The organism is Nocardioides sp. Z24_21, assembly GCF_058134345.1.
In genome coordinates, this window is sequence record NZ_JBYTTH010000005.1 from 259065 (window position 1) to 282479 (window position 23415).

Below are 23415 nucleotides of genomic sequence, written 5' to 3' on the forward strand. Positions count from 1 at the left end.
CCGCGAAGGAGGGCTGGGGACGGCTCGTGGTCCGCGCACCTCTCCGTGTCGCCGTCTGCTGGTTCATCAAGGGATGCAGACGAACCCGCACCTCCCACGGTGAGCTGACCATGGGAAGTGCGGGTTCGACGACATACCTTGATGAACCAGCGGCGAGCGCGGGGGTCAGTCGGCCTTGCGGAACCAGACGGTGGCGAGCGGGGGTACGACGATGTCGGCGTACGCCGGCTGCCCGTGGTGGTCGCCCGCGACCGCCGTCACCGAGCCGAGGTTGCCCACGCCGGAGCCGTGGTAGGCGTCGGCGTCGGTGTTGAGGATCTCGGTCCACGTGCCGGCCGACGGCATGCCGAGGCGGTAGCCCTCGTGGGGGGTGCCGGCGAAGTTGGCCACGCACACCAGGTCGGGCTCGCCGGGGGAGCGGCGCACGAACGAGAAGGTGTTGCGCCCCGCGTCGTTGGCGTCGATCCACTGGAACCCGGACGGGTCGTTGTCCCGGCCCCACAGCGCGGCGGTCTCGGTGTAGGCGTGGTTCATGTCGCGTACGAGCGCGTGGACGCCGGCGTGCTCGGGGTGCTCGAGGAGCCACCAGTCCAGCTCCCGGCTCTCCGCCCACTCCGACTCCTGGCCGAACTCGCAGCCCATGAAGAGCAGCTGCTTGCCGGGGTGCGCCCACATGTAGGCGAGGTAGGCGCGCAGGTTGGCCAGCTGCTGCCACCGGTCGCCCGGCATCTTGCGCAGCAGGGAGCCCTTGCCGTGCACGACCTCGTCGTGGCTGATGGGCAGCACGTAGTTCTCGGCGTAGGCGTAGACCAGGGAGAAGGTCAGCTGGCCGTGGTGGTGGCTGCGGTAGAGCGGGTCCTTGGCGACGTAGTTGAGCGAGTCGTGCATCCAGCCCATGTTCCACTTGAAGCCGAACCCGAGGCCGCCCTCGCTGGTGGGTCCGGTGACCCCGGGCCACGCGGTCGACTCCTCGGCGATGGTGACGATGCCGGGTACCCGCTTGTAGACGGTGGCGTTCATCTCCTGGAGGAACTGCACGGCCTCGAGGTTCTCGCGTCCGCCGTGCTTGTTGGGCGACCACTCGCCGTGCTCGCGGGCGTAGTCGAGGTAGAGCATCGAGGCGACGCCGTCCACGCGCAGACCGTCGGCGTGGTACTCCTCGAGCCAGTAGACCGCGTTGGCGTAGAGGAAGTTGCGCACCTCGTTGCGCCCGAAGTTGAAGATGTGGGAGCCCCACTCCTTGTGCCACCCGCGCTGCGGGTTGGGGTCCTCGTAGAGCGGGGTGCCGTCGAAGCGGGCCAGCGCCCACTCGTCGGTGGCGAAGTGGCCGGGCACCCAGTCGAGGATCACGCCGATGCCGGCCTGGTGCAGCCGGTCGATGAGCCGCTTGAGGCCGTCGGGGTCGCCGAAGCGCGAGTCGGGGGCGAAGTAGGAGGTGACGTGGTAGCCCCAGGAGCCGCCGAACGGGTGCTGCATCACGGGCATGAACTCGACGTGGGTGAAGCCGAGGTCGGAGACGTAGGGCACGAGCGCGTCGGCGATCTCGTCCCACGAGTAGAGCTCGCCGGAGTAGTGCTTGCGCCACGACGCGAGGTGCACCTCGTAGGTGGACATCGCCTCGTCGACGGGCTGGGCGGTGCGGCGCCTCTCCAGCCACGCGTCGTCGTTCCACTCGTGCTGGGACCTCCACACGACCGAGGCCGAGCGCGGCGGCTTCTCGGCGTACTGGGCGAGCGGGTCGGCACGGTCGACCCACTGCCCGTCGGCGCCACGGATGCGGTACTTGTAGTGCGAGCCGACGCCGGCGGCCTCGACGTGGGCGTGCCAGACGCCCGAGCCGTCGAGCCGGGTCATCGGGTGCGCGGCACCGTCCCAGCCGGCCCAGTCGCCGGCCACCTGGACCTCGAGCGCGTTGGGGGCCCAGACGCGGAACGACGTGCCGTCGGCGCCGGCCTGCGCGCCGAGCACGGTCCACAGCAGCTCGTGGCGGCCCTCGCCGATCAGGTGCAGGTCGAGCTCGCCCGGGGCGTGCGGGTCGCCGGCCGGGGTCCCGGGGGCGGAGACGGGGGGAGCAGGCGGGGACACGGGAGGGGCCTCGACGGGAGGGGAGGCGGGAGGGGAGACCGGCGAGGCCGGGGGAGTGACGGGGGGAGCGGCGGGGGCCGCGGGCGCCTGGCTCGGGGACCCCGAGCGGGGGGTGCGGGGGGTCTGGGTCATGACGTCTCCTCCAACGCTGCCAGGGGGATGGAGATCCATCCCGGACGGTTGCGGGCTTCGTAGACCGCCTCGTAGACGACCTTGTCGGCGAGGTAGGCGTCGAGCAGTACCCCGTTGGCGTCCTGGGAGTCCTCGCCCAGCTGGGCGGTGTAGGCGTCCAGGAACGCCGCACGGTTGCGCGCGGCCCACTCCGAGGCCCGGTAGGCACGCTGCTCGGCCTCGCCGGGCGCCTCCGCGCCGGTGCTCGAGAGGGCCACGACGCGCGGCGCGTAGTCGAACGAGCGGACCATGCCGGCGACGTCGCGCCACACCGAGTCGGGCCGGAGACGCTCGGCGAGCGGCTTGGCCGGCTCGCCCTCGAAGTCGACGATCTTCCAGCCCTTGACCGTCCGCAGCGTCTGCCCCAGGTGCAGGTCGCCGTGGACCTGCTGCACCTCGACGGCGTCGAGCTCGCGCAGGCGGGCGAACCGCTCACGCAGCCCGGCCTCGTAGGGGGCGAGGTCGGGCACCACGTCGAGGGCCGCGACCAGCCGCTCCTCCATCGCCCTGGCGAGCTCGTCGATGGCCGTGGCGTCGCGCCGCTCGACGGGGAAGTGCGCGGCCAGGTCGGCGTGCACCTCGGCGAGCGCCACGCCGAGCCGGGCGGCCTCGCCCGCGAAGTCGCCGCCGACCTCGTCGGCGTGCAGGTCGGCCTCGGCGAAGAGGTTGCGCACACTGGCCAGCGCGAGGTCCCACCCGTCGCTGGCGGTGCGGAGGAACTGCTGGAGCATCGCGAGCTGGATGGTGGTGTTGGTCTCCTCGTCGACCAGGTCGAGCCACCCGTAGAGCGCGGCGACGTGGGTCGAGCCGGCCTCGGTCAGCACCTGGTGGATCGCGATGTCGGGGTTGACGCCCGGGGTCACCTTGCGGAAGACCTTCATCAGCGCGTCCTCGCCGAAGGCGACCGAGGAGTTGGACTGCTCTCCGGAGAAGAGCGTGGAGTGCGCCTCGAGGTCGAGCTCGTGGCCCGGGAGCCGGTGGAACATCAGGTCGCCGCGTGCGTCGGACGGCGGTGCCGGGGCGACTCCGTGGCGGGCGAACCCGGCCAGCCACAGGGCCATCGCCTGCCGGTCGTGGAGTGCGTCGTAGACGAAGGCGTGTCCCGCCTCCTCGTCGTCCCACTCGCCGATGAGGGCGTGCGCGATGCGCTCCTGCGGCTCGGTGTAGAACGCCAGCGGCAGCTGGTAGAGCTCGCTCGACCCGTCGTCGAACGCCACCTCGGCGAGCTCGACGGTCACGCGCAGGCCGTCGGGCGCCCCGGGCAGGACGCCCACGCGGCGTACGTCGCCCAGCTCCCAGTCGCGCCCCTTGCCGCCGAACCAGCGCGCGCCGTCGATCCAGCTCCTGATCTCTGTCCTGCTCATGGCTCCACCCTCGTGGTGCTCGGATCGGTCAGCCTCAGCCAGAGGAAGCCGTAGCCGCCCAGCGTCAGCAGGTAGGGCAGCTCGCCGATCGCCGGGAACGGCACGCCGCCGAGCAGCTCCACCGGGACCATGCCCTCCCACTGCCGCAGGTCGAGCTCGACCGGCTGCGGGAAGCGCGACAGGTTGTTGACGCAGAGGATCACGTCGCGCCCGTCGGGTCCGTCGTGCTGGCGGATGTAGGACAGCACGCTCGGGTTGGAGCCGCCGAGGTCGACGAAGTCGCCGAGGCCGAACGCGGGGTGCCGCCGCCGCGCGTGCACGAGCCGCCGGGTCCAGTGCAGCAGCGAGGACGTGTTCTCCAGCTGCGCCTCGACGTTGACCGACTGGTAGCCGTAGACCGGGTCCTGGATGGCCGGCAGGTGCAGCTTGCCCGGCGTCGCCGCGGAGAAGCCCGCGTTGCGGTCGGGCGTCCACTGCATCGGCGTACGCACGCCGTCGCGGTCGCCGAGCCAGATGTTGTCGCCCATCCCGATCTCGTCGCCGTAGTAGAGCACGGGGGAGCCGGGCAGCGAGAGCAGCAGCGCGGTGAACAGCTCCATCCGGTTGACGTCGTTGTCGAGCAGCGGCGCGAGCCGACGGCGGATGCCGATGTTGGCCTTCATCCGCGGGTCGTGGGCGTACTCCGACCACATGTAGTCGCGGTCCTCGTCGGTGACCATCTCGAGCGTGAGCTCGTCGTGGTTGCGCAGGAAGATGCCCCACTGGCAGCCCTCGGGGATCTGGGGCGTCTGCTCGAGGATCTCCGAGATCGGGAAGCGCGACTCGCGCCGCACCGCCATGAAGATGCGCGGCATGACGGGGAAGTGGAACGCCATGTGGCACTCGGTGCCGACCCAGCGGCCGTCCTCGGTGCGCTCGGGGCCGAAGTACTCCACCACGTCGGCCGGCCACTGGTTGGCCTCGCACAGCAGCACGCGGCCGGGATAGTTCTCGTCGACGAAGCGGCGGCACTTCTTGAGGAACTCGTGGGTCTCGGGGAGGTTCTCGCCGTTGGTGCCGGGGCGCTCGTAGAGGTAGGGCACCGCGTCGAGGCGGAAGCCGTCGAGGCCCATGTCGAGCCAGAACGCCATCGCGTCCAGCATCGCGTCGTGGACCTTGGGGTTGTCGAAGTTGAGGTCGGGCTGGTGGTGGAAGAAGCGGTGCCAGAAGTACTGCTGGCGCACCGGGTCCCACGTCCAGTTGGACGGCTCGGTGTCGACGAAGATGACGCGGGCGTCCTGGTAGAGCTCGTCGGTGTCGGACCACACGTAGAAGTCGCCGTAGGGGCCCTCGGGGTCGCTGCGGCTGGCCTGGAACCACGGGTGGGCGTCACTCGTGTGGTTCATGACGAAGTCGATGATCACCCGGATGCCGCGCTGGTGGCAGGCGTCGATGAACTCGTGGAAGTCCTCGACCGTGCCGCACTCGGGGAGGATGTTGTTGTAGTCGGCCACGTCGTAGCCGCCGTCGCGCAGGGGCGAGGTGAAGAACGGCGGCACCCACAGGCAGTCGACGCCCAGCCACTCGAGGTAGTCGAGCTTCTCGATCAGCCCCTTGAAGTCGCCCGTCCCATCCCCGTTGGAGTCGTGGAAGGACCGCACCAGCACCTCGTAGAACACCGCCGTGCGGAACCACTCGGGCTCCGCGTTGAGCACGGCGGTCGCACGGGTGGCGTCCGTCGGCATCGCGGCGGACGTGGGGTGGTCGGTCAAGGGGTCCTCCTGATGGAGATGACGTGGGCGGGTTCGTAACCGGGGTCGAGGCGTACGTAGTTGTGCGCGGTCCAGCTCCAGTCGGCGCCGGTGATCTCGTCGTGGGCGATGAAGGAGTCGTGCCAGTCCATGCCGAGCGCGGGCATGTCGAGGTGGACCATCGTCTCGCGGGTGCCGTGCGGGTCGAGGTTGATGACGCTGATGACGATGTCTCGCTGCCCGTCGGGGAGGGTGTGCGACTTGGAGAACACCAGCACCTGCTCGTCGTCGCTGGAATGGATCGTCACGTTGCGCAGCAGCTGGAGCGCGGGGTGCTGTCGACGGATCTCGTTGAGCCGGGTCAGGTAGGGCGCCAGGGTCGTCCCCTCGGCGTCGTGCCGCTCCCAGTCGCGGATGCGGATCTGGTACTTCTCCGAGTCGAGGTACTCCTCCGAGCCGGGCTTGACGGCCACGTGCTCGAAGAGCTCGTAGCCGGCGTAGACGCCCCAGCTCGGCGAGCCGGTGGCCGCGAGCGCGGCGCGCACCTTGAACGCCGCCGGGCCGCCGTACTGCAGGTAGGCGTGGAGGATGTCGGGGGTGTTGACCCAGAAGTTGGGCCGCATCAGGTGGTCGGACCGGTGCGAGAGCTCGAGGAGGTAGTCCTCGATCTCGCGCCGGGCCGTGCGCCAGGTGAAGTAGGTGTAGCTCTGGTGGAAGCCCACCGCGCCGAGGCCGTGCATCATCGCCGGCTTGGTGAACGCCTCGGACAGGAAGACCACGTCGGGGTCGGTGCGCCGGACCTCGGCCAGCAGCCACTCCCAGAAGGCGAGCGGCTTGGTGTGGGGGTTGTCGACGCGGAAGACCCGCACCCCGTGCGCCATCCACAGCTTGACGATGCGCAGCACCTCGCGGCAGATGCCGGCGGGGTCGTTGTCGAAGTTGACCGGGTAGATGTCCTGGTACTTCTTCGGCGGGTTCTCCGCGAAGGCGATCGTGCCGTCGGCCCGGGTGGTGAAGAACTCCGGGTGCGTGGTCACCCACGGGTGGTCGGGCGCCGCCTGCAGCGCCAGGTCGAGGGCGACCTCCAGGCCGAGCTCGCGCGCGCGGGCCACGAACGCGTCGAAGTCCTCGAACGTCCCGAGGTCGGGGTGGATGGCGTCGTGACCGCCGTGCCGGCTGCCGATCGCCCACGGCGAGCCGGGGTCGTCGGGGCCGGGGTCGAGGCTGTTGTTGGGTCCCTTGCGGTTGACCTCGCCGATCGGGTGGATCGGGGGGAGGTAGATGACGTCGAAGCCCATCTCGGCGACCCGGTCGAGCCGCTCGGCGGCCGTGCGGAGGGTGCCGGTGGTGACCTTGCCGGTCCTCTCGTCGCGGGTCGCGCCCTCCGAGCGGGGGAAGAACTCGTACCAGCTGCCGTAGAGGGCGCGGGTGCGGTCGGCGCGGAAGCGGAACGGGCCGGTGACGGTCAGCAGCTCGCGCACCGGGTGGGCGAGCAGCACGGCGTCGAGCTCGGGGTCCTGGAGGGCGGCCAGCCGAGCCGCCACGGGCCGCTCGGTGTCGCTCGCGGCCGCGTGGGCGCCGGCCACCACCGCTGCCGCGTGCTCGTCGAGCGCGTCGGCCCCGGTGGCGCTGGAGACGCGCTCGAGCAGCAACCGGGCCTCGGTGAACATGAGCTCGACGTCGACGCCGGCAGGGATCTTGAGACCGGCGTCGTGCTGCCAGGTCGCGATCGGGTCGGACCAGGAGTGGATCTCGAAGGTCCACTCGCCCTCGACGTCCGGGGTGATGTGCGCCACGTAGCGGTTGGGCTCCGCGCCTTCGGAGGTCATCCGGACCGGGGGGCGCGAACGGCCCGACGGATCGATGGCGACCACCTCGGCGGACAGCTGGTCGTGCCCCTCGCGGAACACCGACGCGCGTACGGGCATCGGCTCGCCGACCGTCGCCTTGGCCGACTGCCGACCGAGGTCGACCACGGGCGAGACATCCATCACGGGTATCCGTCCAACCATGGCCCCACACTTGCGAACCCGACCCCGCGCACGCAAGCCGACCGGGGTCGAGGCCACCCCTTGGGACGGCTCGCTGGTGGCCGGCCGGGGCGTGCGTGTGACGCACGCGACCGACGGTGTCGTGGCGACACGGTCCGGCGAAGCGGGGGCGCCCTTTGAGCGTTCCAACAAATGCCCTAGCGTCATGCCGGTGCGAGCGTTCAGACGAATCACTGTCCGTCCCGTCCTGCCCGAGCCGCTGACGGCGCTGTCCGTCCTGGCCGGAAACCTGCGCTGGTCGTGGCACCCGCCCACCCAGGACGTGTTCTCCTCGATCGACCCGGCGCTGTGGCGCGAGGTGTCCGGCGACCCGGTGCGCTTCCTCGGCGCCGTCGGTCGCGAGCGGCTCGACGAGCTGGCCGGCGACGCCGACTTCCGCGCGCGCCTCGACGCCGCCCACGCCGACCTGGAGCGCTACCTCTCCGAGGACCGGTGGTACGCCCGCAAGGCGGGCGCCGACGCCCCGCGCGCGATCGCGTACTTCTCGCCCGAGTTCGGCATCACCTCGGTGCTGCCGCAGTACTCCGGCGGCCTCGGCATCCTCGCCGGCGACCACCTGAAGGCCTCCTCCGACCTCGGCATCCCGCTGATCGGTGTCGGGCTGTTCTACCGCCACGGCTACTTCGAGCAGTCCCTCGACCGCGACGGCTGGCAGCAGGAGAGCTATCCGGTGCTCGACCCCGACGAGCTCCCGCTCTCGCAGCTGCGGGAGGCAGACGGCACCCGCGCCACGGTGTCGATCGCGCTGCCCGACGGCCCCGACCTCATCGCCCGGATCCTGGTCGCGCAGGTCGGGCGGGTGCCGCTGCTCCTGCTCGACACCGACATCGAGGACAACAGCGCCCACTACCGCGACGTCACCGACCGGCTCTACGGCGGCACCTCCGAGCACCGGCTGCGCCAGGAGCTGCTGCTGGGCGTCGGCGGCGTCCGTGCGCTCCGGGCGTGGTCGCGCATCACCGGCGCCCCGGTCCCGGAGGTCTTCCACACCAACGAGGGGCACGCCGGGTTCCTCGGCATCGAGCGCATCCGCGAGCTCACCGTCGCCGACGACGGACCGCACCTCGACTTCGACACCGCGCTCGAGGTCTCCCGTGCCGGCACCGTGTTCACCACCCACACGCCGGTGCCCGCCGGCATCGACCGCTTCCCGCGCGAGCTCGTCTCGCAGTACTTCGGGGGCAACTCCCCGACGCCGGGCGTGCCGGTCGAGCGCGTGCTGGCGCTGGGCGCCGAGGACTACGAGGGCGGCGACGCCAACGTGTTCAACATGGCGGTGATGGGCTTCCGCCTCGCCCAGCGCGCCAACGGCGTCTCCGAGCTGCACGGGCACGTCTCGCGCGGCATGTTCAACGGCCTCTGGCCGGCGTTCGACGAGGCGGAGGTGCCGATCACCTCCATCACCAACGGCGTCCACGGACCGACGTGGATCGCACGTGAGGTCGTCGAGCTCGCCGCCAGTCGCGGCGCCGACGTCGACGGCGACGACACCGACGCCCTGTGGCCGCTGGTCGACCAGGTCGCCGACAGCGAGATCTGGGACCTCAAGCGCCGCCTGCGCACGCGCTTCGTCGACGACGCCCGCGACCGGATGCGTCGCTCGGCGGCCAAGCGGGGCTTCGCCCCCGCCGAGACGACGTGGATCGACACCGCACTCGACCCCGACGTGCTGACGATCGGCTTCGCGCGGCGCGTGCCGACCTACAAGCGGCTCACGCTCATGCTGCGCGACCCCGCGCGCCTGAAGAGGCTGCTGCTCGACCCCGAGCGTCCCGTCCAGCTCGTCATCGCCGGCAAGGCCCACCCGGCCGACGAGACCGGCAAGCGGCTGATCCAGGAGATGGTGCGCTTCGCCGACGACCCCGAGGTCCGCCACCGCATCGCGTTCCTGCCCAACTACGACATCGCGATGGCGCAGCCGCTCTACCCCGGTTGCGACGTGTGGCTCAACAACCCGCTGCGGCCCTACGAGGCCTGCGGCACCTCCGGCATGAAGGCCGCGCTCAACGGCGGCCTCAACCTCTCGATCCTCGACGGCTGGTGGGACGAGTGGTACGACGGCGACAACGGCTGGGCGATCCCGTCAGCCGACGGGATCGTCGACCCCGACCGGCGCGACGACCTCGAGGCCGCCGCGCTCTACGACCTCATCGAGATCGAGGTCGTCCCGCGCTTCTACGAGACCAACGACGAGGGCGTGCCCCCGCGGTGGCTGGAGATGGTGCGCCACACGCTCAAGTCGCTCGGCCCCAAGGTGCTCGCCACCCGCCAGGTGCGCGACTACGTCCGTGAGCTCTACGCCCCGGCCGCGCGCACCGCGCGCACCCTCAACTCCGACTACACCGGCGCCCGCACGCTGTCGCACTGGAAGGCCGAGGTGCGCGCCGCGTGGCCCGGCGTCCGTGTCGAGCACGTCGACTCCGAGGGCGTCGGCGACCAGGCGGTGGTGGGTGCCACGCTCGGCGTGCGCGCCTACGTGGCGCTCGGCTCGCTCTCCCCGGACGACGTCGAGGTCCAGGTCGTGCACGGCCGCACCGGCGCCGACGACGTGCTGACCGCGACCACGGTCACGCCGATGCAGGTGGGGGAGTCCTACGACGGCAACCGCCACCGCTTCGACGCCTCGGTGCCGTTGGCGGTCTCCGGACCGTTCGGCTACACCGTCCGCGTGGTGCCGCGCAACCCGTCGCTGGCCTCGGTGGCCGAGCTGGGCCTGGTGGCCGAGCCCGCCTGAGCGTCGCGCGCGGGGCGGGCGACACCCCGTTGCCACCGCCGGGCGTCGCGACGACGATGGCCCCATGGCCGCGCCGCCGCCCCCGGACCTCCTGGCACCCTTCCTCGCTGCGGCCGACTCGGCGGCCGCTGCCCGGCCCGAGGTCGACGGGGAGCTCGCCCGGGAGCTGATGGCGGAGGCGGCCGGGCGGTTGCACGACAGCCTCGCGCTCGACCACCTCGACGAGCACGACCGCACGATCGCTGTCACGGCGCTCGCCGCCGACCTGGTGGCGTCCGACCCGGGCGCGGCCGTGCGCTCGCGCGCGGCGGGCGTCGAGGGCCACGCCTGCCCCCACGACCCCGACGGGGTGCGCGCGGCCTACCTGGTCGCCGTCCGGGTGCTGGGTCTGTAGGGCCGCGTCGACGGTCAGGCGAAGGTCAGCCAGAGCCCGACGCCGGTGGGGACCAGCCCCAGCAGCAGCCACGGCGACACGATGCGCCGGCCGTGGATCGCCAGGCCGGCCGCGACCGCGAAGGCGCCGAAGATGCCCGCGATGATGGTGAGCCCGATCTTGGAGGAGTCGGGGACGTCGTCGAGCATCACGGCCGCGGCGACGAGGCCGACGACGAGGTGCAGGATCGTGCTGACGGCGAGGGTGGACATCACCCATCGCTGCACGCGGGCGAGGTCGCGGGCGTCCTTCTCGGGATCGGCGACCACCCGGCGCGGCGCGTCGAGGTCGAGGAGGTGGCCGCGGCCCTTCTCGGTACGTCGCGCGGGGACGCTGCCAGCCATCTGAGGTGCCTCTCTCGACGAATCGGTTGTTGCGACAACGATTGCTAGGCTAACAAGGTGTCCACGCCGCGCCCAATCGAGGATCCCCTCGCCCTCGAGCAGCAGGTCTGCTTCGCACTCGCGGTGGCGTCCCGCACGGTGATCTCGGTCTACCGGCCCGTGCTGGAGCCGATGGGGCTGACCCACCCGCAGTACCTCGTGATGCTGGCGCTGTGGGGCGAGGAGCCGCTGTCGGTGACCGAGCTCAGCCGCCGCCTCGAGCTCGACCCGGGCACGCTGTCGCGGCTGCTCAAGCGGCTGGAGGCGGCCAAGCTGGTCCGCCGCGACCGCAACCCGGCGGACGAGCGCAGCCTCGCGGTGGCGCTGACCGAGAAGGGCCGCGGCCTGCGGGCGCAGGCGCTCGAGGTGCCCGACACCATCCTGCGCCGGCTCGGGATGGACCTGGCCGATCTGGTGGACCTGCGCGACCGGCTGACCGAGGTCATCGGCGCCGCCAAGGCAGCGACGGAGACCGCGCCGGCCTGACGGGTGCAGACTGCGCACGTGCGATCAAGCGCCCCGTCCCGCCACGGACGAAGGTGGTGGTGATGACGACAGCGGCCGACACCTTCGCGGCCTTCCTCGACGCCCTGGCCGAGACCCTCGACCTCGGTGGCGAGGCGCGGGCCCGCCGGCTCCACCTGTCCCGGTTCCACCTCACCCGGGTGGTGTCGGCGGCCGGTGGGGAGGCACCGGAGCGGATGCGTCGCCGGCTGCTGCTCGAGCGCGCGGCCCACCGCCTGATCACCAGCGACCACCAGGTGGTCGACATCGCGTTCGAGGCCGGCTTCGGCTCCCACGAGGCGTTCACCCGGGCGTTCGCGCGGGAGTACGGCACCCCGCCGAGCCGCTGGCGTCTGCACCCCACCCGCACCCAGATCGAGGGCGCGAGCGGAGTGCACTTCCACCCGCCCGGCAGCCTGCGGCTGCCGACCTCACGAAAGGTGACACCGATGGACCTGGTGACACGCATGATCGAGCACCACATCTGGCTGACCGGCGAGATGATCGAGCGGGCCTCGCGCCTGACCGACGAACAGCTCGACGCCCCGATCGAGGTGCCCATCGGCACCATCGACGACGACATGACCGTCCGGTCGGTGCTCGGCCGCCTGGTCGGCCAGCTGGCCCAGTGGAACGCCGCCGTCGACCAGCGCTCCTACGACTGGGCCCAGGAGCGGGGCAAGTCGCCCAGCGCCCTGCGGCGCGAGCTCGCCGAGGAGGGCCCGGCGTTCCTCAGCCAGGTGCGCACGACCGTCGAGGAGGGGCGTCTCGACGACACCTTCGTCGACGTCACCTGCGAGACGCCGCGGGTCTTCACCTACGGCGGGATGATCGCGCACGTGCTGACCTTCGCGGCCGTACGACGCCTCGTCGTGCTCGGCGCGTTGGAGAAGCTGGGGATCACCGACCTCGACGCCGGCGACCCGATGGAGTGGGTGGGCGCACCCGCCTAGCCGTACCTGGCCGGGGTCTCAGGTCTCGCGCAGCACCAGCACCGAGCGGGCCTGGAGCCCGAGCGTCCCGCCCGCCACGACCGGCGTGCCGACCGCCACGTCGGGGTTGGTCGACAGCACCACCTCGCCGTGGTGGACCCACGTGTTGGCGGGCAGGACCAGCTCGACGTCGTCGACCCCGGCGTTGAGCCAGATCATGAACGAGCGGTCCCGCACCTGCTCCCCGCGTGGGCCGGGGGAGCGGAGCGGGGCGCCGTTGAGGAACATCCCGATGGTCCGGATGGAGTCGTCGTTCCAGTCCGCGACGGTCATCTCGCGTCCGCTCGGGTGCACCCAGACGAGGTCCTTCATCCCGCCCTTGATGGTGGGGCGGCCCGCGAACCAGTGCCGCTGGCGCAGCACCGGGTGCTCCCGGCGCAGTCGCAGCGCGGCCTTGGTGATCTCGTAGACGTCGAGCCACGCGTCGTCGGGGCGCCAGTCGATCCACGACGTCTCGTTGTCCTGGCCGTAGGCGTTGTTGTTGCCGTGCTGGGTGCGCCCGCGCTCGTCGCCGGCGGTGAGCATCGGCACGCCACTGGAGAAGCAGAGCGTGGCCATCAGGTTGGCCGCCTGGCGGCGGCGCAGCGCGAGGATGGTGGGGTCGTCGGTCTCGCCCTCGACGCCGCAGTTCCACGACCGGTTGTTGTCGCTGCCGTCGCGGTTGTCCTCCCCGTTGGCCTCGTTGTGCTTGACGTCGTAGGACACCAGGTCGCGCAGCGTGAAGCCGTCGTGGGCGGTGATGAAGTTGACCGACGCGTAGGGGGAGCGGCCGTCGTCTGCGTAGAGATCGCTCGATCCGGCCAGCCGCGTCGCGACCGTGCGTACGCCGCCGGAGTGGCCGCGCCAGAAGTCGCGCACGGTGTCGCGGAACTGGTCGTTCCACTCGATCCACGGCGGGGGGAACTGTCCGACCCGGTAGCCCTCCATGGAGGCGTCCCACGGCTCCGCGATCAGCTTCACGTGCCGCAGCACGGGGTCCTGGCCGATCGCCGTGAGCAGGTGCGAGCCCATGTCGACCGCCTGGTCGGTGCGCGACAGCGCGCTCATCAGGTCGAACCGGAACCCGTCGACGTGCATCTCGTCGACCCAGTAGCGGAGCGAGTCGAGGATCAGCCGCAGGCTCTGGGTGCGGGTGGCGTCGACGGTGTTGCCGCACCCGGTCACGTCCCAGTAGCGCACCGGCTCCGGCGCCTTGCCCGTCGCGGGCTCGCGCGGCACGACGTGCTGGTAGTAGCCGCGGTCGTCGAGGCCCCGGAAGCTCAGCGTCGGCCCCGACGGACCCGCCTCGGCGGTGTGGTTGTAGACCACGTCGAGGATGACCTCGAGCCCGGCGGCATGGAGGTCCTTGACCATCTGCTTGAACTCGGCGACCTGCTCGCCGCGGTCGCCCGAGGAGGAGTACGCGTTGTGCGGGGCGAAGAAGCACAGCGAGTTGTAGCCCCAGTAGTTGACCAGCCCACGCGCGGAGAGGGCGGGCTCGGAGAAGAACTGGTGGACCGGCAGCAGCTCGACCGCGGTCACGCCGAGGTCCTTGAGGTAGTCGGTCACCGCGGGGGCGGCGAGGCCGGCATAGGTGCCGCGCAGGTGCTCGGGCACGCGGTCGTGCAGCTCGGTCATGCCCTTGACGTGCAGCTCGTAGATGACCGTGTCGCGCCACCGCCGGTCCGGCGACCGGTCCTCGCCCCAGTCGAAGTCGTCGTGGACCACGACGCTGCGCGGGACGTAGGGCGCCGAGTCGAGGTCGCTGCGCCTCGCCGGCTCGCCCTTGACGTAGCCGAAGATGGCGTCGTCCACGACCAGGTCGCCCGAGACGGCCCTGGCGTAGGGGTCGAGCAGCAGCTTGGCGGGGTTGAACCTCAGCCCGGCGTCGGGGTTCCACGGACCGTCGGCCCGGTAGCCGTAGCGGGTGCCCGGCGTCACGTCGGGCAGGGCGCCGTGCCACACGCCCAGCGAGTGCTCGGTGAGCCGGTGGCGGGTCTCGGAGCCGTCCTCGTCGAACAGGCACACCCACATCGCCGTCGCCTCCGGGGCGTAGACGGCGAAGTTGGTCGACTCGGCGGACCACGTCGCCCCCAGCGGGTGGTTGCGACCCGGCCACACCGACCGGGTCTCGCCGTCGTGGTTCCACACGGGCGTCGTCTCCGGGGGTGGCGTCACGCGGGCCATTGTGGTGCCATCGCCGCGGCACGGCACAATGCGCCACGCACGGGCCGCGCCAACCACTCGACCAGGGAGCCACCATGGAGTTCGTCTCGATCGACGTGACCGACGGGGTCGCGGTGCTGCGGCTGGACCGTCCGAAGATGAACGCGATCAGCAGCCAGGTGCAGGCCGACCTGCGCGAGGCCGCCGCCGAGGTGACCGAGCGCGACGACGTACGGGCCGTGGTGCTGTGGGGCGGCGAGCGGGTCTTCGCGGCCGGCAACGACGTCAAGGAGATGGCGGGCATGACCCACGCCGAGATGGTGAAACTCTCCGCGTCGGTGAGCTCGGCCACGACGGCCATCGCCCGGATCCCGAAGCCCGTCATCGCCGCCGTCAACGGCTACGCCCTGGGCGGCGGCTGCGAGCTCACCCTCGCCGCAGACCTGCGCTTCGCGGCCGAGGACGCCGTGTTCGGCCAGCCCGAGGTGCTGCTCGGCATCATCCCCGGCGCGGGCGGCACGCAGCGGCTCGCCCGCCTGGTCGGGACGGCCAAGGCGAAGGACATCGTCTTCACCGGCCGCTTCGTCAAGGCCGACGAGGCGCTCCGCATCGGACTGGTCGACCGGGTGGTCCCGGCCGCGAAGGTGCTGGAGGAGTCGGTGGCCTACGCCGCGCAGTTCCGCGGGGCCGCCGCGCTGGCGATCCGCGCCGCCAAGGAGTGCATCGACCGGGGGAGCGAGGTCGACCTCGAGACGGGGCTGGAGATCGAGCGCCAGCAGTTCGCCGGCATCTTCGCGACCGAGGATCGCACCCGCGGCATGACGTCGTTCGTCGAGAACGGGCCCGGCAAGGCCACGTTCGTGGGCCGCTGAACGACGCCGGCAAGACACCGGAAGACACGGGAAGACACGGGGAGGCACTGCGCTGTGGTCACCAAGATCCGGGCGACGCTCGCCCAGCTCATCTGGCTGGCGTGCGCGCTCGCGGCACTGCTGCTGGCGGTCGGGGCGCTGCTGATCGCCCTCGAGGCCAACAGGTCCAACGCCCTCGTCGACGTCGTGCTCCGCGCCGCCGACCTCGCCGACCTCGGGGTGTTCTCCCGCCACGACGGGATCAAGGACTTCCGCGGGCGGGGCGCGGAGGTCAAGAACGCGCTGCTCAACTGGGGCCTCGGCGCGGTGGCCTGGCTGGTCGCCGGGCGGATCCTCGAGCGCATCGTCCGACCCTGACGCCGTCGGCGCCATTGTGCGCCACTGTGAGCCACCGCACCCGCACGACCATTCCGATCGGTCATGACCGGCCGGTAGCCTCACCCACACATCCGAGTGCACAGGAGGGGCCGCGAGGCCACACCACCATGAACATTGTTGTCTGTGTGAAGTACGTGCCGGACGCGACGGCCGACCGCAAGTTCGAGGACGACTTCACGGTCGACCGCGTCGGCGTCGACGGGCTGTTGTCCGAGCTGGACGAGTACGCCGTGGAGCAGGCGCTGCAGTTCCGCGAGAAGCGCGAGGGTGAGGAGATCACCGTGACCGCGCTGACCGTGGGGCCGGAGAAGGCCGTGGACGCGGTGCGCAAGGCGCTGCAGATGGGCGCCGACGCCGGTGTCCACGTGGTCGACGACGCGATCGCGGGCTCCGACTACCTCGGCACCTCGCTGGTGCTGGCCAAGGCGATCGAGAAGGTCAAGGCCGACACCGGTGCCGACCTGGTGATCTGCGGGATGGCCTCGACCGACGCCGCGGGGTCCGTGGTGCCGGCGATGCTGGCCGAGCGCCTGGGCCTGCCGCAGGTGACACTGGCCTCGGTGGTGGAGTCGCAGGGCGACCAGGTGCGGATCAAGCGTGACAACGAGGGCTCGACCGAGGTCATCGGCGCGACGCTGCCGATCGTGCTCAGCGTGACCGACCAGTCGGGCGAGGCCCGCTACCCGTCGTTCAAGGGCATCATGGCGGCGAAGAAGAAGCCGCTGGAGACGTGGTCGCTGTCCGACCTCGGGCTCGATGCCGACCAGGTCGGGCTGTCGGTGGCCTACAGCCGGGTCGAGGACACCACCGCGCGTCCGCCGCGCACCGCCGGTGAGATCGTCACCGACGAGGACGGCTCGGGCGCCGGCGCGCTGGTCGACTTCCTCGCGTCCAAGAAGTTCATCTGAGCCGGCTGCCGAGACTGGAGAGAGACACCACATGTCTGAGGTTCTTGTTGTCATCGACCACGCCGCCGGCGAGGTCAAGAAGCCGACCTACGAGCTGCTCACCATCGCGCGCCGCCTCGGCGAGCCGTCCGCGGTGTTCTTCGGCTCGCCCGAGCAGGGCGACGCGGTGGCCGAGAAGGTCAAGAAGTACGGGGCCGCGAAGGTCTACGTGATCGACGACGCCCCGATCAAGGGCTTCCTCGTCGCGCCCAAGGCCGAGGCGCTGCAGCAGCTGGTCGAGAAGAGCAACCCGGCCGCGATCCTGCTGCCCTCGACGTTCGAGAACAAGGAGGTCGCCGCGCGGCTGGCGATCAAGATCGGCTCCGGGCTGATCACCGACGCCGTCGACGTGCAGGAGGGCGGTGATGGTGGGGCTGTCACAACGCAGAGCGTGTTCGCCGGCAACTTCACCGTCCAGGCGAAGGTCACCACCGGTACGCCGATCATCACGGTCAAGCCCAACTCCGCTGCTCCGGAGGAGGCCGAGGGCGCGGGTGTGGTCGAGGCGTTCGCCGCGACCGTGTCCGACGCCGCCAAGGGTGCGCAGGTCGTGGCCACCCAGCCGCGCCAGTCCACCGGTCGTCCCGAGCTCACCGAGGCCGCGATCGTGGTCTCGGGCGGTCGTGGCACCGGCGGCAACTTCGACCCGATCGAGGGCTTCGCCGACTCGCTGGGTGCCGCGGTGGGCGCCTCGCGTGCCGCGGTCGACTCGGGCTGGATGCCGCACGCGTTCCAGGTCGGCCAGACCGGCAAGACCGTCTCGCCGCAGCTCTACGTGGCCAACGGCATCTCCGGTGCGATCCAGCACCGCGCCGGCATGCAGACCTCGAAGACCATCGTCGCGGTCAACAAGGACCCGGAGGCCCCGATCTTCGAGCTCGTCGACTTCGGTGTCGTCGGAGACCTCCACACGGTGCTGCCCGCCGCCACCGAGAAGATCGCCGAGCGCAAGGGCTGAGCGACCCGCACGCCCGACCGTGCACAGCGACCCGGCAGGACTCCTGCCGGGTCGCTGCGCGTCCGGGCCACGACCCCGCCGTCGTGATGCGAGACGCCGCCCGCGGGCCGGCCGGCTCGGCCTACCCTCGTGCGCATGAGCAGCGAGGACGACGTCAGGCAGGCGGCCCAGCGCGCCCGGACCGCGAGCCACGACCTGGCCACGGCGACACGGGCGACCAAGGATGCCGCGCTGCGGGCGATGGCCGACGCCCTCGTGTCGTCCAGCCCGGAGATCCTGGCCGCCAACGCCGAGGACGTCGCCCGGGCCGACGCGGCCGGCACGCCCGCCCACATCGTCGACCGGCTCCGGCTCGACGACTCCCGCCTCGAGGCGATGGCGCAGGGCCTGCGCGACGTGGCCGCGCTGCCCGACCCCGTCGGCGAGGTGCTGCGCGGCAGCACGCTCGCCAACGGCCTGGAGCTGCGTCAGGTGCGGGTGCCGTTCGGGGTCGTCGGGATGATCTACGAGGCGCGTCCCAACGTCACGGCCGACGCGGCCGGGATCTGCCTCAAGGCCGGCAACGCGGTGCTGCTGCGGGGCTCGTCGAGCGCCCGGTCGAGCAACGGCGCCATCGTCGCCGCGATGCGCGGTGCGCTGGCCGGCAGCGGCCTGCCGGAGGACGCCGTGCAGCTCGTGCCGGGGGAGTCGCACGACAGCGTCAAGGCGTTGATGCGGGCGCGCGGCCTCGTCGACGTGCTCATCCCGCGCGGCGGTGCCGGGTTGATCCGCAGCGTCGTCGAGGAGTCGACCGTGCCCGTCATCGAGACGGGGGTGGGCAACTGCCATGTCTACGTCGACGCCTCGGCCGACCTCGAGCAGGCGCTCGCGATCGTGCTCAACTCCAAGACCCACCGCACGAGCGTGTGCAACGCGGCCGAGTCGCTCCTCGTGCACGAGGACGTCGCCGACGAGTTCCTGCCGACCGTCGTCGAGGCGTTGCAGGACGCCGGGGTGCTGATCCACGGCGACCGCTCGTTCGCGGAGTACGACGACGTGGTCCCGGTGACCGACGAGGACCACGCCGCCGAGTTCTTGGGCCCGGAGATCTCCGCAGCCGTCGTCACCGACGTCGAGGGCGCGATCGCGCACATCCGCCGCTGGTCCTCGGGCCACACCGAGGCGATCGTCGCGCGCGACCAGGCCACGATCCGCCGCTTCGTCGCCGCCGTCGACTCCGCCGCGGTGATCGTCAACGCGTCCACCCGGTTCACCGACGGCGGTGAGTTCGGCTTCGGGGCCGAGATCGGCATCTCCACCCAGAAGCTCCACGCACGCGGCCCGATGGGGCTCCCGGAGATGACGTCGAGCAAGTACGTCGTGGTCGGCGAGGGCCACGTCCGGTGATGCCGGTAGGGTGAGCCCATGCTGAGCACCGTCATCCCGCTTGCCGCCGAGACCGGCGAGCACTCGCCCGCGATCCACCCCTACGCCGTGGGGGCCATCGCCCTGGGCCTGCTGCTCGTCCTGCTGTTCGCCGTGGTCTCCTTCGGTGGCGGTCGCGAGCACAGCTGAGCCCGTGGCCGGTCCGGTGGGGCAGCGTCGCGTCGGGGTGATGGGTGGCACCTTCGACCCCATCCACCACGGCCACCTGGTCGCGGCGTCCGAGGTGCAGGCCTGGTTCGACCTCGACGAGGTCGTCTTCGTGCCCACCGGCGACCCGTGGCAGAAGAGCGACCGGGAGGTCGCGGGCGCCGAGCACCGCTACCTGATGACCGTGGTGGCCACGGCCGCCAACCCGCGCTTCAACGTCTCCCGCGTCGACATCGACCGCGCGGGCAAGACCTACACGATCGACACGCTGCGCGACCTCAAGGCGGAGATGCCCGACGCCGAGCTGTTCTTCATCACCGGTGCCGACGCGCTCGCCGACATCTTCACCTGGCGCGACGCCGACGAGCTCTTCGCGCTCGCCAACTTCGTGGGCTGCACCCGGCCCGGCTACGAGATGGACCCCAGCGCGCTGGCCAAGATCCCGGCCGACCGGGTGACCATGGTCGAGATCCCGGCGTTGGCGATCTCCTCGACCGACTGCCGCGAGCGCAAGCGTCGCGGCGAGCCCGTGTGGTACCTCGTGCCGGACGGTGTGGTGCAGTACATCGCCAAGCACGGCCTCTACACCGACGGCGCGTCGGCTCCCGGCCGCTCCGGCCCCGGGGCCGCCCGCGTCACCAGCAGCACTCCCCGCAGCACTCCCCGCAGCACCTCCAGCAGCACCTCCAGCAGCACCTCCAGCAGCAAGGACACGGCATGACTGCCACCGACCACGCCCTCGACCTCGTCGCCGTCGCGGCCCAGGCCGCCCACGACAAGAAGGCCGACCAGGTCCTGGCGTTCGACGTCAGCGACCAGCTCGCGATCACCGACGCCTTCGTGCTGGCCAGCGCCAGCAACGAGCGCGCGGTCGGCGCCATCGTCGACGAGGTGGAGGACAAGCTCCGCGAGGTGGGCGCCAAGCCGATCCGGCGCGAGGGCCACAAGGAGGGGCGGTGGGTGCTGCTCGACTACGGCGAGATCGTCGTGCACGTGCAGCACGAGGAGGAGCGCACCTTCTACGCCCTCGAGCGCCTGTGGAGCGACTGCCCGCTCATCCCGCTGACCTTGACGTGAGACGCCTCGTCCTGCTCCGCCACGGCCGCACGGAGTGGAACGACACCGGGCGCGCGCAGGGCCACGCCGACGTCCCCCTCAACGAGGTCGGTGAGGCGCAGGCCAAGGCGGTCGCACCCGTCCTGGCCGCGCTGCGGCCCGTCGCGGTGTGGTCCTCCGACCTGGCCCGGGCGGCCGCGACGGCGGCCGTCGTGGCTGCAGAGGCCGGGCTGGAGCCCGTGCTGGACCCGCGGCTGCGCGAGTACGACGTCGGGCGCAACCGCGTCGGGCTCACCGACGAGCAGTACGCCGGCGCCCACCCCGACGAGCACGCCGCCCTGCTGGCCGGCGACATCGCGGCGATCCCGGGCCGGGAGACCCGCGCCGACGTGGTGGCGCGGCTCCTGCCGGCGCTGACGTCGTACGCCGACGGGCTGGGGGAGGGCGAGACCGGCATCGTCGTCTCGCACGGGGCCGCCCTGCGCACCGCGGTCCCTGCCTTCCTCGGCTGGGGCGACGACGCCGGGGACGGTCTGGGCGTGCTGGCCAACTGCGGGTGGGTCGAGCTCACCCACTCGGCCTCCGCGTGGACCGGTGGCGCCGTGCGCTGGCGGCTCACGGCGTGGAACCGGGTCGTGGCGTGAGCGAGCGGGCCCGCGAGGTCGACGTCACCCTGAGCCGCCAGCTGGCGCGGGTGATGGACGACGCGGTGACGGTGCCCGGGACGCGCATCGGCGTCGGTCTCGACGCCCTCGTCGGGCTCGTGCCGGGCATCGGCGACGCCGTTGGCAGCGCCCTGTCGGGGATCATCGTCCGCGACGCCATCCGTGCCCGGGTGCCGATGCCGGTGCTGGCGTGGATGGGCCTCAACCTCCTCGTCGACGCGCTGCTGGGCCTCGTCCCGGGGGTCGGCGACCTGCTCGACGTCGCCCACCGGGCCAACCGCAAGAACGTGCGCCTGCTGATGCGCGAGATCGAGCGCCAGCCGCTGCGCGAGCCCCCGAGCACGGCGTACGTCGTCGGCGCCGTGGCGCTGATGCTGGTGCCGGTGGTCGCCGGTGTGGTGGCGACGGTGCTCGGGATCTGGTTCCTCTGGCGCTGGCTGACCTGAGCAGGACCCCCCGGATTTCACCTGCCGTCGGGCGTCGGCTAGTGTTCTCGGCTGTTGGGGCTGTGGCGCAGCTGGTAGCGCATCTGCATGGCATGCAGAGGGTCAGGGGTTCGAGTCCCCTCAGCTCCACCAGGTGGAGATGGACACGAGAGGCCGGGCCTGAGGGCCCGGCCTCTCGTTCTTTCGGGGGGTGCCGCGCCGATCGCGGTGGCGCGCGGCGCGCCGCCGCCACGCGCGGGCGGGCGGCTTACCGTGGATGGCATGGCCACCGACCCGACCGCACAGCCCGACGTCGCCGCTGCTCCGCCCGACCGGCGGCGGTGGTACGGACTGGTCGTCATCAGCCTCGGCGTCTCGCTGATCATCGTCGACTCGACGATCGTCAACGTCGCCGTGCCGTCCATCATCGACGACCTCGGCATCACCTCCACGCAGGCGCAGTGGGTGCAGGAGGTCTACACGCTGGTCTTCGCGGCACTGCTGCTCGTCTTCGGCCGCCTGTCCGACCAGTGGGGACGACGACGCCTGTTCGCCATCGGCGCGCTGGTCTTCGGGCTCTCGAGCATCCTGGCCGCCACCGCCGAGAGCGGCGCCTGGCTGATCGGCGCCCGCGCGCTGCAGGGCCTCGGTGGCGCGATGATGCTGCCCACCTCCCTGTCGCTGCTCAACGCCACCTTCCGTGGCCGTGAGCGCGGGATCGCGTTCGGCGTGTGGGGCGCGACGATCGGCGGCACGGCCGCCCTCGGCCCGCTCCTGGGCGGGTGGCTCACCACCGACTTCTCCTGGCGGTGGGCGTTCGGGCTCAACGTGCCGTTCACGATCGTCGTCATCACCGGCCTCTACCTCCTGGTCAGCGAGTCGCGCGAGCCCAGCACGAAGAAGGGCCTGGACTGGGTCGGTGCGCTCCTCGCCACGCTCGGCTTCGGCGCGGTGGTGTTCGCCCTCATCGAGGGGCGCACCTACGGCTGGCTGCGCACCGACGAGACGCTGACCCTCCTCGGCCGCCGCTGGCCGTGGGAGGTCTCGCCGATCCCCCTCTCGTTCGTCATCGGCCTCGCCCTGCTGGGGATGTTCGTCGCGGTCCAGCGGCGGCGCAACGCGGCCGGCCGGGTCGCGATGCTCGACCTGTCGCTGTTCGGCATCACCTCGTTCCGCAACGGCAACATCGCCGCGTTGATCGTCAGCCTGGGCGAGTTCGGGCTGCTGTTCGCGCTGCCGCTGTGGTTCCAGAACGTGCTGGGCTACACGGCGTTCCAGACCGGACTCGTGCTCCTCGCGCTCGCCGTCGGCAGCTTCGCGGCGAGCGGGATGACGACGGTGATCGGACGCAACCACTCGCCGGTCTTCATCGTGCGCCTCGGCATCTCGCTGGAGATCACGGGCATCGCGGGCATCGCGCTGCTGCTGCGCACCGACTCGCCGTGGTGGGTCACGGCTCCGCTGCTGTTCGTCTACGGCGTCGGCGTCGGCTTCGCCACGGCCCAGCTCACCGGCGTCGTGCTGGTCGACGTCCCGGTCGAGCTCAGCGGCCAGGGATCCGGCACGCAGAGCACCGCCAGGCAGGTGGGGTCGGCGTTCGGCATCGCGATCCTGGGCACCATCCTCTTCACCGTGCTGGGCGCCCGGCTCGACGCGCACCTCGCCGACCAGGACGTTCCCGACCAGGAACGCACCCGCATCGTCGAGGCGGTCAAGGGCAGCGCCGGCGCCGCGATCCCGGAGCTGGGCAAGAACCCGGCCACCGCGTCGGCGGCGCAGGACGCGCGCGAGGCGTTCACCGACGCGACCCGCATCTCCGCGGCCGCCGCGGCCATGTTCTTGATCCTGGGCCTGCTCGCCAGCCTGTCGCTGGGCCGGTCGCGACCGGAGCAGCCAGCGACTCCGGAGCACCGGTCCGCCGAGTCGGCGAACTGAAACACCCGGTGGCAC

Annotated in this window: 21 protein-coding genes and 1 tRNA gene; 16 read left to right on the forward strand and 6 right to left on the reverse strand. The window is 71.7% G+C overall.

The annotated features are described in order from the left end of the window. Positions 1-165: 165 nt before the first annotated feature. Genes glgB through AC3X7Z_RS16735 form a run of 4 tightly spaced genes read right to left on the reverse strand, consistent with a single transcriptional unit; the run spans position 166 to position 7362 of the window. The gene (gene glgB, locus AC3X7Z_RS16720; protein ID WP_489976641.1) at positions 166-2217 is read right to left on the reverse strand and encodes a 1,4-alpha-glucan branching protein GlgB; all 2052 of its coding nucleotides are present in this window, start codon (positions 2215-2217) and stop codon (positions 166-168) included. Then, a complete protein-coding gene (locus AC3X7Z_RS16725) occupies positions 2214-3620 on the reverse strand; it encodes a maltokinase N-terminal cap-like domain-containing protein (RefSeq protein ID WP_489976642.1) in 1407 nt (468 codons plus the stop codon). The genes glgB and AC3X7Z_RS16725 overlap by 4 nt, the downstream gene beginning before the upstream one ends. Further along, positions 3617-5344, reverse strand: coding sequence for a maltose alpha-D-glucosyltransferase (gene treS / locus AC3X7Z_RS16730; protein ID WP_489976712.1), 1728 nt, complete (start codon positions 5342-5344; stop codon positions 3617-3619). The genes AC3X7Z_RS16725 and treS overlap by 4 nt, the downstream gene beginning before the upstream one ends. A 23-nt stretch (positions 5345-5367) precedes the next feature. After that, positions 5368-7362, reverse strand: a complete 1995-nt coding sequence (locus AC3X7Z_RS16735; RefSeq protein ID WP_489976643.1) for an alpha-1,4-glucan--maltose-1-phosphate maltosyltransferase — start codon at positions 7360-7362, stop codon at positions 5368-5370. A gap of 190 nt (positions 7363-7552) precedes the next feature. Here AC3X7Z_RS16735 and glgP point away from each other — a divergent pair, with 190 nt between their 5' ends. Further along, on the forward strand, positions 7553-10135 hold the full coding sequence (glgP, locus tag AC3X7Z_RS16740; protein ID WP_489976644.1) for an alpha-glucan family phosphorylase: 2583 nt from the start codon (positions 7553-7555) through the stop codon (positions 10133-10135). A 64-nt stretch (positions 10136-10199) separates the two neighbouring features. Next, complete coding sequence (locus tag AC3X7Z_RS16745) at positions 10200-10529, forward strand: hypothetical protein (protein WP_489976645.1); 330 nt, start codon at positions 10200-10202, stop codon at positions 10527-10529. A gap of 14 nt (positions 10530-10543) precedes the next feature. Here the strand turns inward: AC3X7Z_RS16745 and AC3X7Z_RS16750 are convergent, their stop codons facing one another. Beyond that, positions 10544-10912 (reverse strand): hypothetical protein, encoded by a 369-nt coding sequence (locus AC3X7Z_RS16750; protein WP_186341679.1) that lies wholly within the window; start codon positions 10910-10912, stop codon positions 10544-10546. A 57-nt stretch (positions 10913-10969) separates the two neighbouring features. Here AC3X7Z_RS16750 and AC3X7Z_RS16755 point away from each other — a divergent pair, with 57 nt between their 5' ends. Further along, a complete protein-coding gene (locus tag AC3X7Z_RS16755) occupies positions 10970-11437 on the forward strand; it encodes a MarR family winged helix-turn-helix transcriptional regulator (protein ID WP_489976646.1) in 468 nt (155 codons plus the stop codon). A gap of 62 nt (positions 11438-11499) precedes the next feature. Beyond that, a complete protein-coding gene (locus AC3X7Z_RS16760) occupies positions 11500-12408 on the forward strand; it encodes a helix-turn-helix domain-containing protein (protein ID WP_489976647.1) in 909 nt (302 codons plus the stop codon). A gap of 18 nt (positions 12409-12426) precedes the next feature. Here the strand turns inward: AC3X7Z_RS16760 and glgX are convergent, their stop codons facing one another. After that, complete coding sequence (gene glgX, locus AC3X7Z_RS16765; RefSeq protein ID WP_489976648.1) at positions 12427-14604, reverse strand: glycogen debranching protein GlgX; 2178 nt, start codon at positions 14602-14604, stop codon at positions 12427-12429. An 83-nt stretch (positions 14605-14687) separates the two neighbouring features. On the opposite strand from glgX, the gene AC3X7Z_RS16770 reads away from it, so the two are divergent. From AC3X7Z_RS16770 to AC3X7Z_RS16825, 12 genes are all read left to right on the forward strand, one after another. Beyond that, the gene (locus AC3X7Z_RS16770) at positions 14688-15464 is read left to right on the forward strand and encodes an enoyl-CoA hydratase/isomerase family protein (RefSeq protein ID WP_186341682.1); all 777 of its coding nucleotides are present in this window, start codon (positions 14688-14690) and stop codon (positions 15462-15464) included. Between the two features lie 54 nt (positions 15465-15518). Next, positions 15519-15821, forward strand: a complete 303-nt coding sequence (locus AC3X7Z_RS16775) for a hypothetical protein (protein ID WP_186341683.1) — start codon at positions 15519-15521, stop codon at positions 15819-15821. Between the two features lie 146 nt (positions 15822-15967). Then, positions 15968-16750 (forward strand): electron transfer flavoprotein subunit beta/FixA family protein, encoded by a 783-nt coding sequence (locus AC3X7Z_RS16780; protein ID WP_241005370.1) that lies wholly within the window; start codon positions 15968-15970, stop codon positions 16748-16750. A gap of 31 nt (positions 16751-16781) precedes the next feature. Next, positions 16782-17747: an electron transfer flavoprotein subunit alpha/FixB family protein gene (locus AC3X7Z_RS16785; RefSeq protein ID WP_489976649.1), complete on the forward strand. Its 966-nt coding sequence runs from the start codon at positions 16782-16784 to the stop codon at positions 17745-17747. A 135-nt stretch (positions 17748-17882) separates the two neighbouring features. After that, the gene (locus tag AC3X7Z_RS16790; protein WP_186341686.1) at positions 17883-19133 is read left to right on the forward strand and encodes a glutamate-5-semialdehyde dehydrogenase; all 1251 of its coding nucleotides are present in this window, start codon (positions 17883-17885) and stop codon (positions 19131-19133) included. Positions 19134-19151: 18 nt separating this feature from the next. Further along, on the forward strand, positions 19152-19301 hold the full coding sequence (locus tag AC3X7Z_RS16795; protein WP_206054541.1) for a hypothetical protein: 150 nt from the start codon (positions 19152-19154) through the stop codon (positions 19299-19301). Positions 19302-19317: 16 nt separating this feature from the next. After that, a complete protein-coding gene (gene nadD / locus AC3X7Z_RS16800; protein WP_489976713.1) occupies positions 19318-20040 on the forward strand; it encodes a nicotinate-nucleotide adenylyltransferase in 723 nt (240 codons plus the stop codon). After that, on the forward strand, positions 20037-20396 hold the full coding sequence (gene rsfS / locus AC3X7Z_RS16805; protein WP_186341688.1) for a ribosome silencing factor: 360 nt from the start codon (positions 20037-20039) through the stop codon (positions 20394-20396). The genes nadD and rsfS overlap by 4 nt, the downstream gene beginning before the upstream one ends. Further along, positions 20393-21019 (forward strand): histidine phosphatase family protein, encoded by a 627-nt coding sequence (locus tag AC3X7Z_RS16810; protein ID WP_489976650.1) that lies wholly within the window; start codon positions 20393-20395, stop codon positions 21017-21019. Before rsfS ends, AC3X7Z_RS16810 begins: the two co-directional genes overlap by 4 nt. Beyond that, positions 21016-21486: a DUF4112 domain-containing protein gene (locus tag AC3X7Z_RS16815; RefSeq protein WP_206054543.1), complete on the forward strand. Its 471-nt coding sequence runs from the start codon at positions 21016-21018 to the stop codon at positions 21484-21486. The genes AC3X7Z_RS16810 and AC3X7Z_RS16815 overlap by 4 nt, the downstream gene beginning before the upstream one ends. A gap of 56 nt (positions 21487-21542) precedes the next feature. Beyond that, positions 21543-21618, forward strand: a tRNA-Ala gene (locus AC3X7Z_RS16820). Positions 21619-21747: 129 nt separating this feature from the next. Further along, on the forward strand, positions 21748-23400 hold the full coding sequence (locus AC3X7Z_RS16825; RefSeq protein ID WP_489976651.1) for an MFS transporter: 1653 nt from the start codon (positions 21748-21750) through the stop codon (positions 23398-23400). Positions 23401-23415 lie beyond the last annotated feature (15 nt).

Coding starts and splice junctions, on each gene's coding strand:
- AC3X7Z_RS16725 (WP_489976642.1), bottom strand. CDS start 3,620: ATGAGCAGGACAGAGATCAGGAGCTGGATCGACGGCGCGCGCTGGTTC.
- AC3X7Z_RS16735 (WP_489976643.1), bottom strand. CDS start 7,362: ATGGTTGGACGGATACCCGTGATGGATGTCTCGCCCGTGGTCGACCTC.
- rsfS (WP_186341688.1), top strand. CDS start 20,037: ATGACTGCCACCGACCACGCCCTCGACCTCGTCGCCGTCGCGGCCCAG.
- glgB (WP_489976641.1), bottom strand. CDS start 2,217: ATGACCCAGACCCCCCGCACCCCCCGCTCGGGGTCCCCGAGCCAGGCG.
- AC3X7Z_RS16785 (WP_489976649.1), top strand. CDS start 16,782: ATGTCTGAGGTTCTTGTTGTCATCGACCACGCCGCCGGCGAGGTCAAG.
- AC3X7Z_RS16795 (WP_206054541.1), top strand. CDS start 19,152: ATGCTGAGCACCGTCATCCCGCTTGCCGCCGAGACCGGCGAGCACTCG.
- AC3X7Z_RS16790 (WP_186341686.1), top strand. CDS start 17,883: ATGAGCAGCGAGGACGACGTCAGGCAGGCGGCCCAGCGCGCCCGGACC.
- AC3X7Z_RS16745 (WP_489976645.1), top strand. CDS start 10,200: ATGGCCGCGCCGCCGCCCCCGGACCTCCTGGCACCCTTCCTCGCTGCG.
- AC3X7Z_RS16750 (WP_186341679.1), bottom strand. CDS start 10,912: ATGGCTGGCAGCGTCCCCGCGCGACGTACCGAGAAGGGCCGCGGCCAC.
- AC3X7Z_RS16760 (WP_489976647.1), top strand. CDS start 11,500: ATGACGACAGCGGCCGACACCTTCGCGGCCTTCCTCGACGCCCTGGCC.
- AC3X7Z_RS16825 (WP_489976651.1), top strand. CDS start 21,748: ATGGCCACCGACCCGACCGCACAGCCCGACGTCGCCGCTGCTCCGCCC.
- AC3X7Z_RS16770 (WP_186341682.1), top strand. CDS start 14,688: ATGGAGTTCGTCTCGATCGACGTGACCGACGGGGTCGCGGTGCTGCGG.
- treS (WP_489976712.1), bottom strand. CDS start 5,344: ATGCCGACGGACGCCACCCGTGCGACCGCCGTGCTCAACGCGGAGCCC.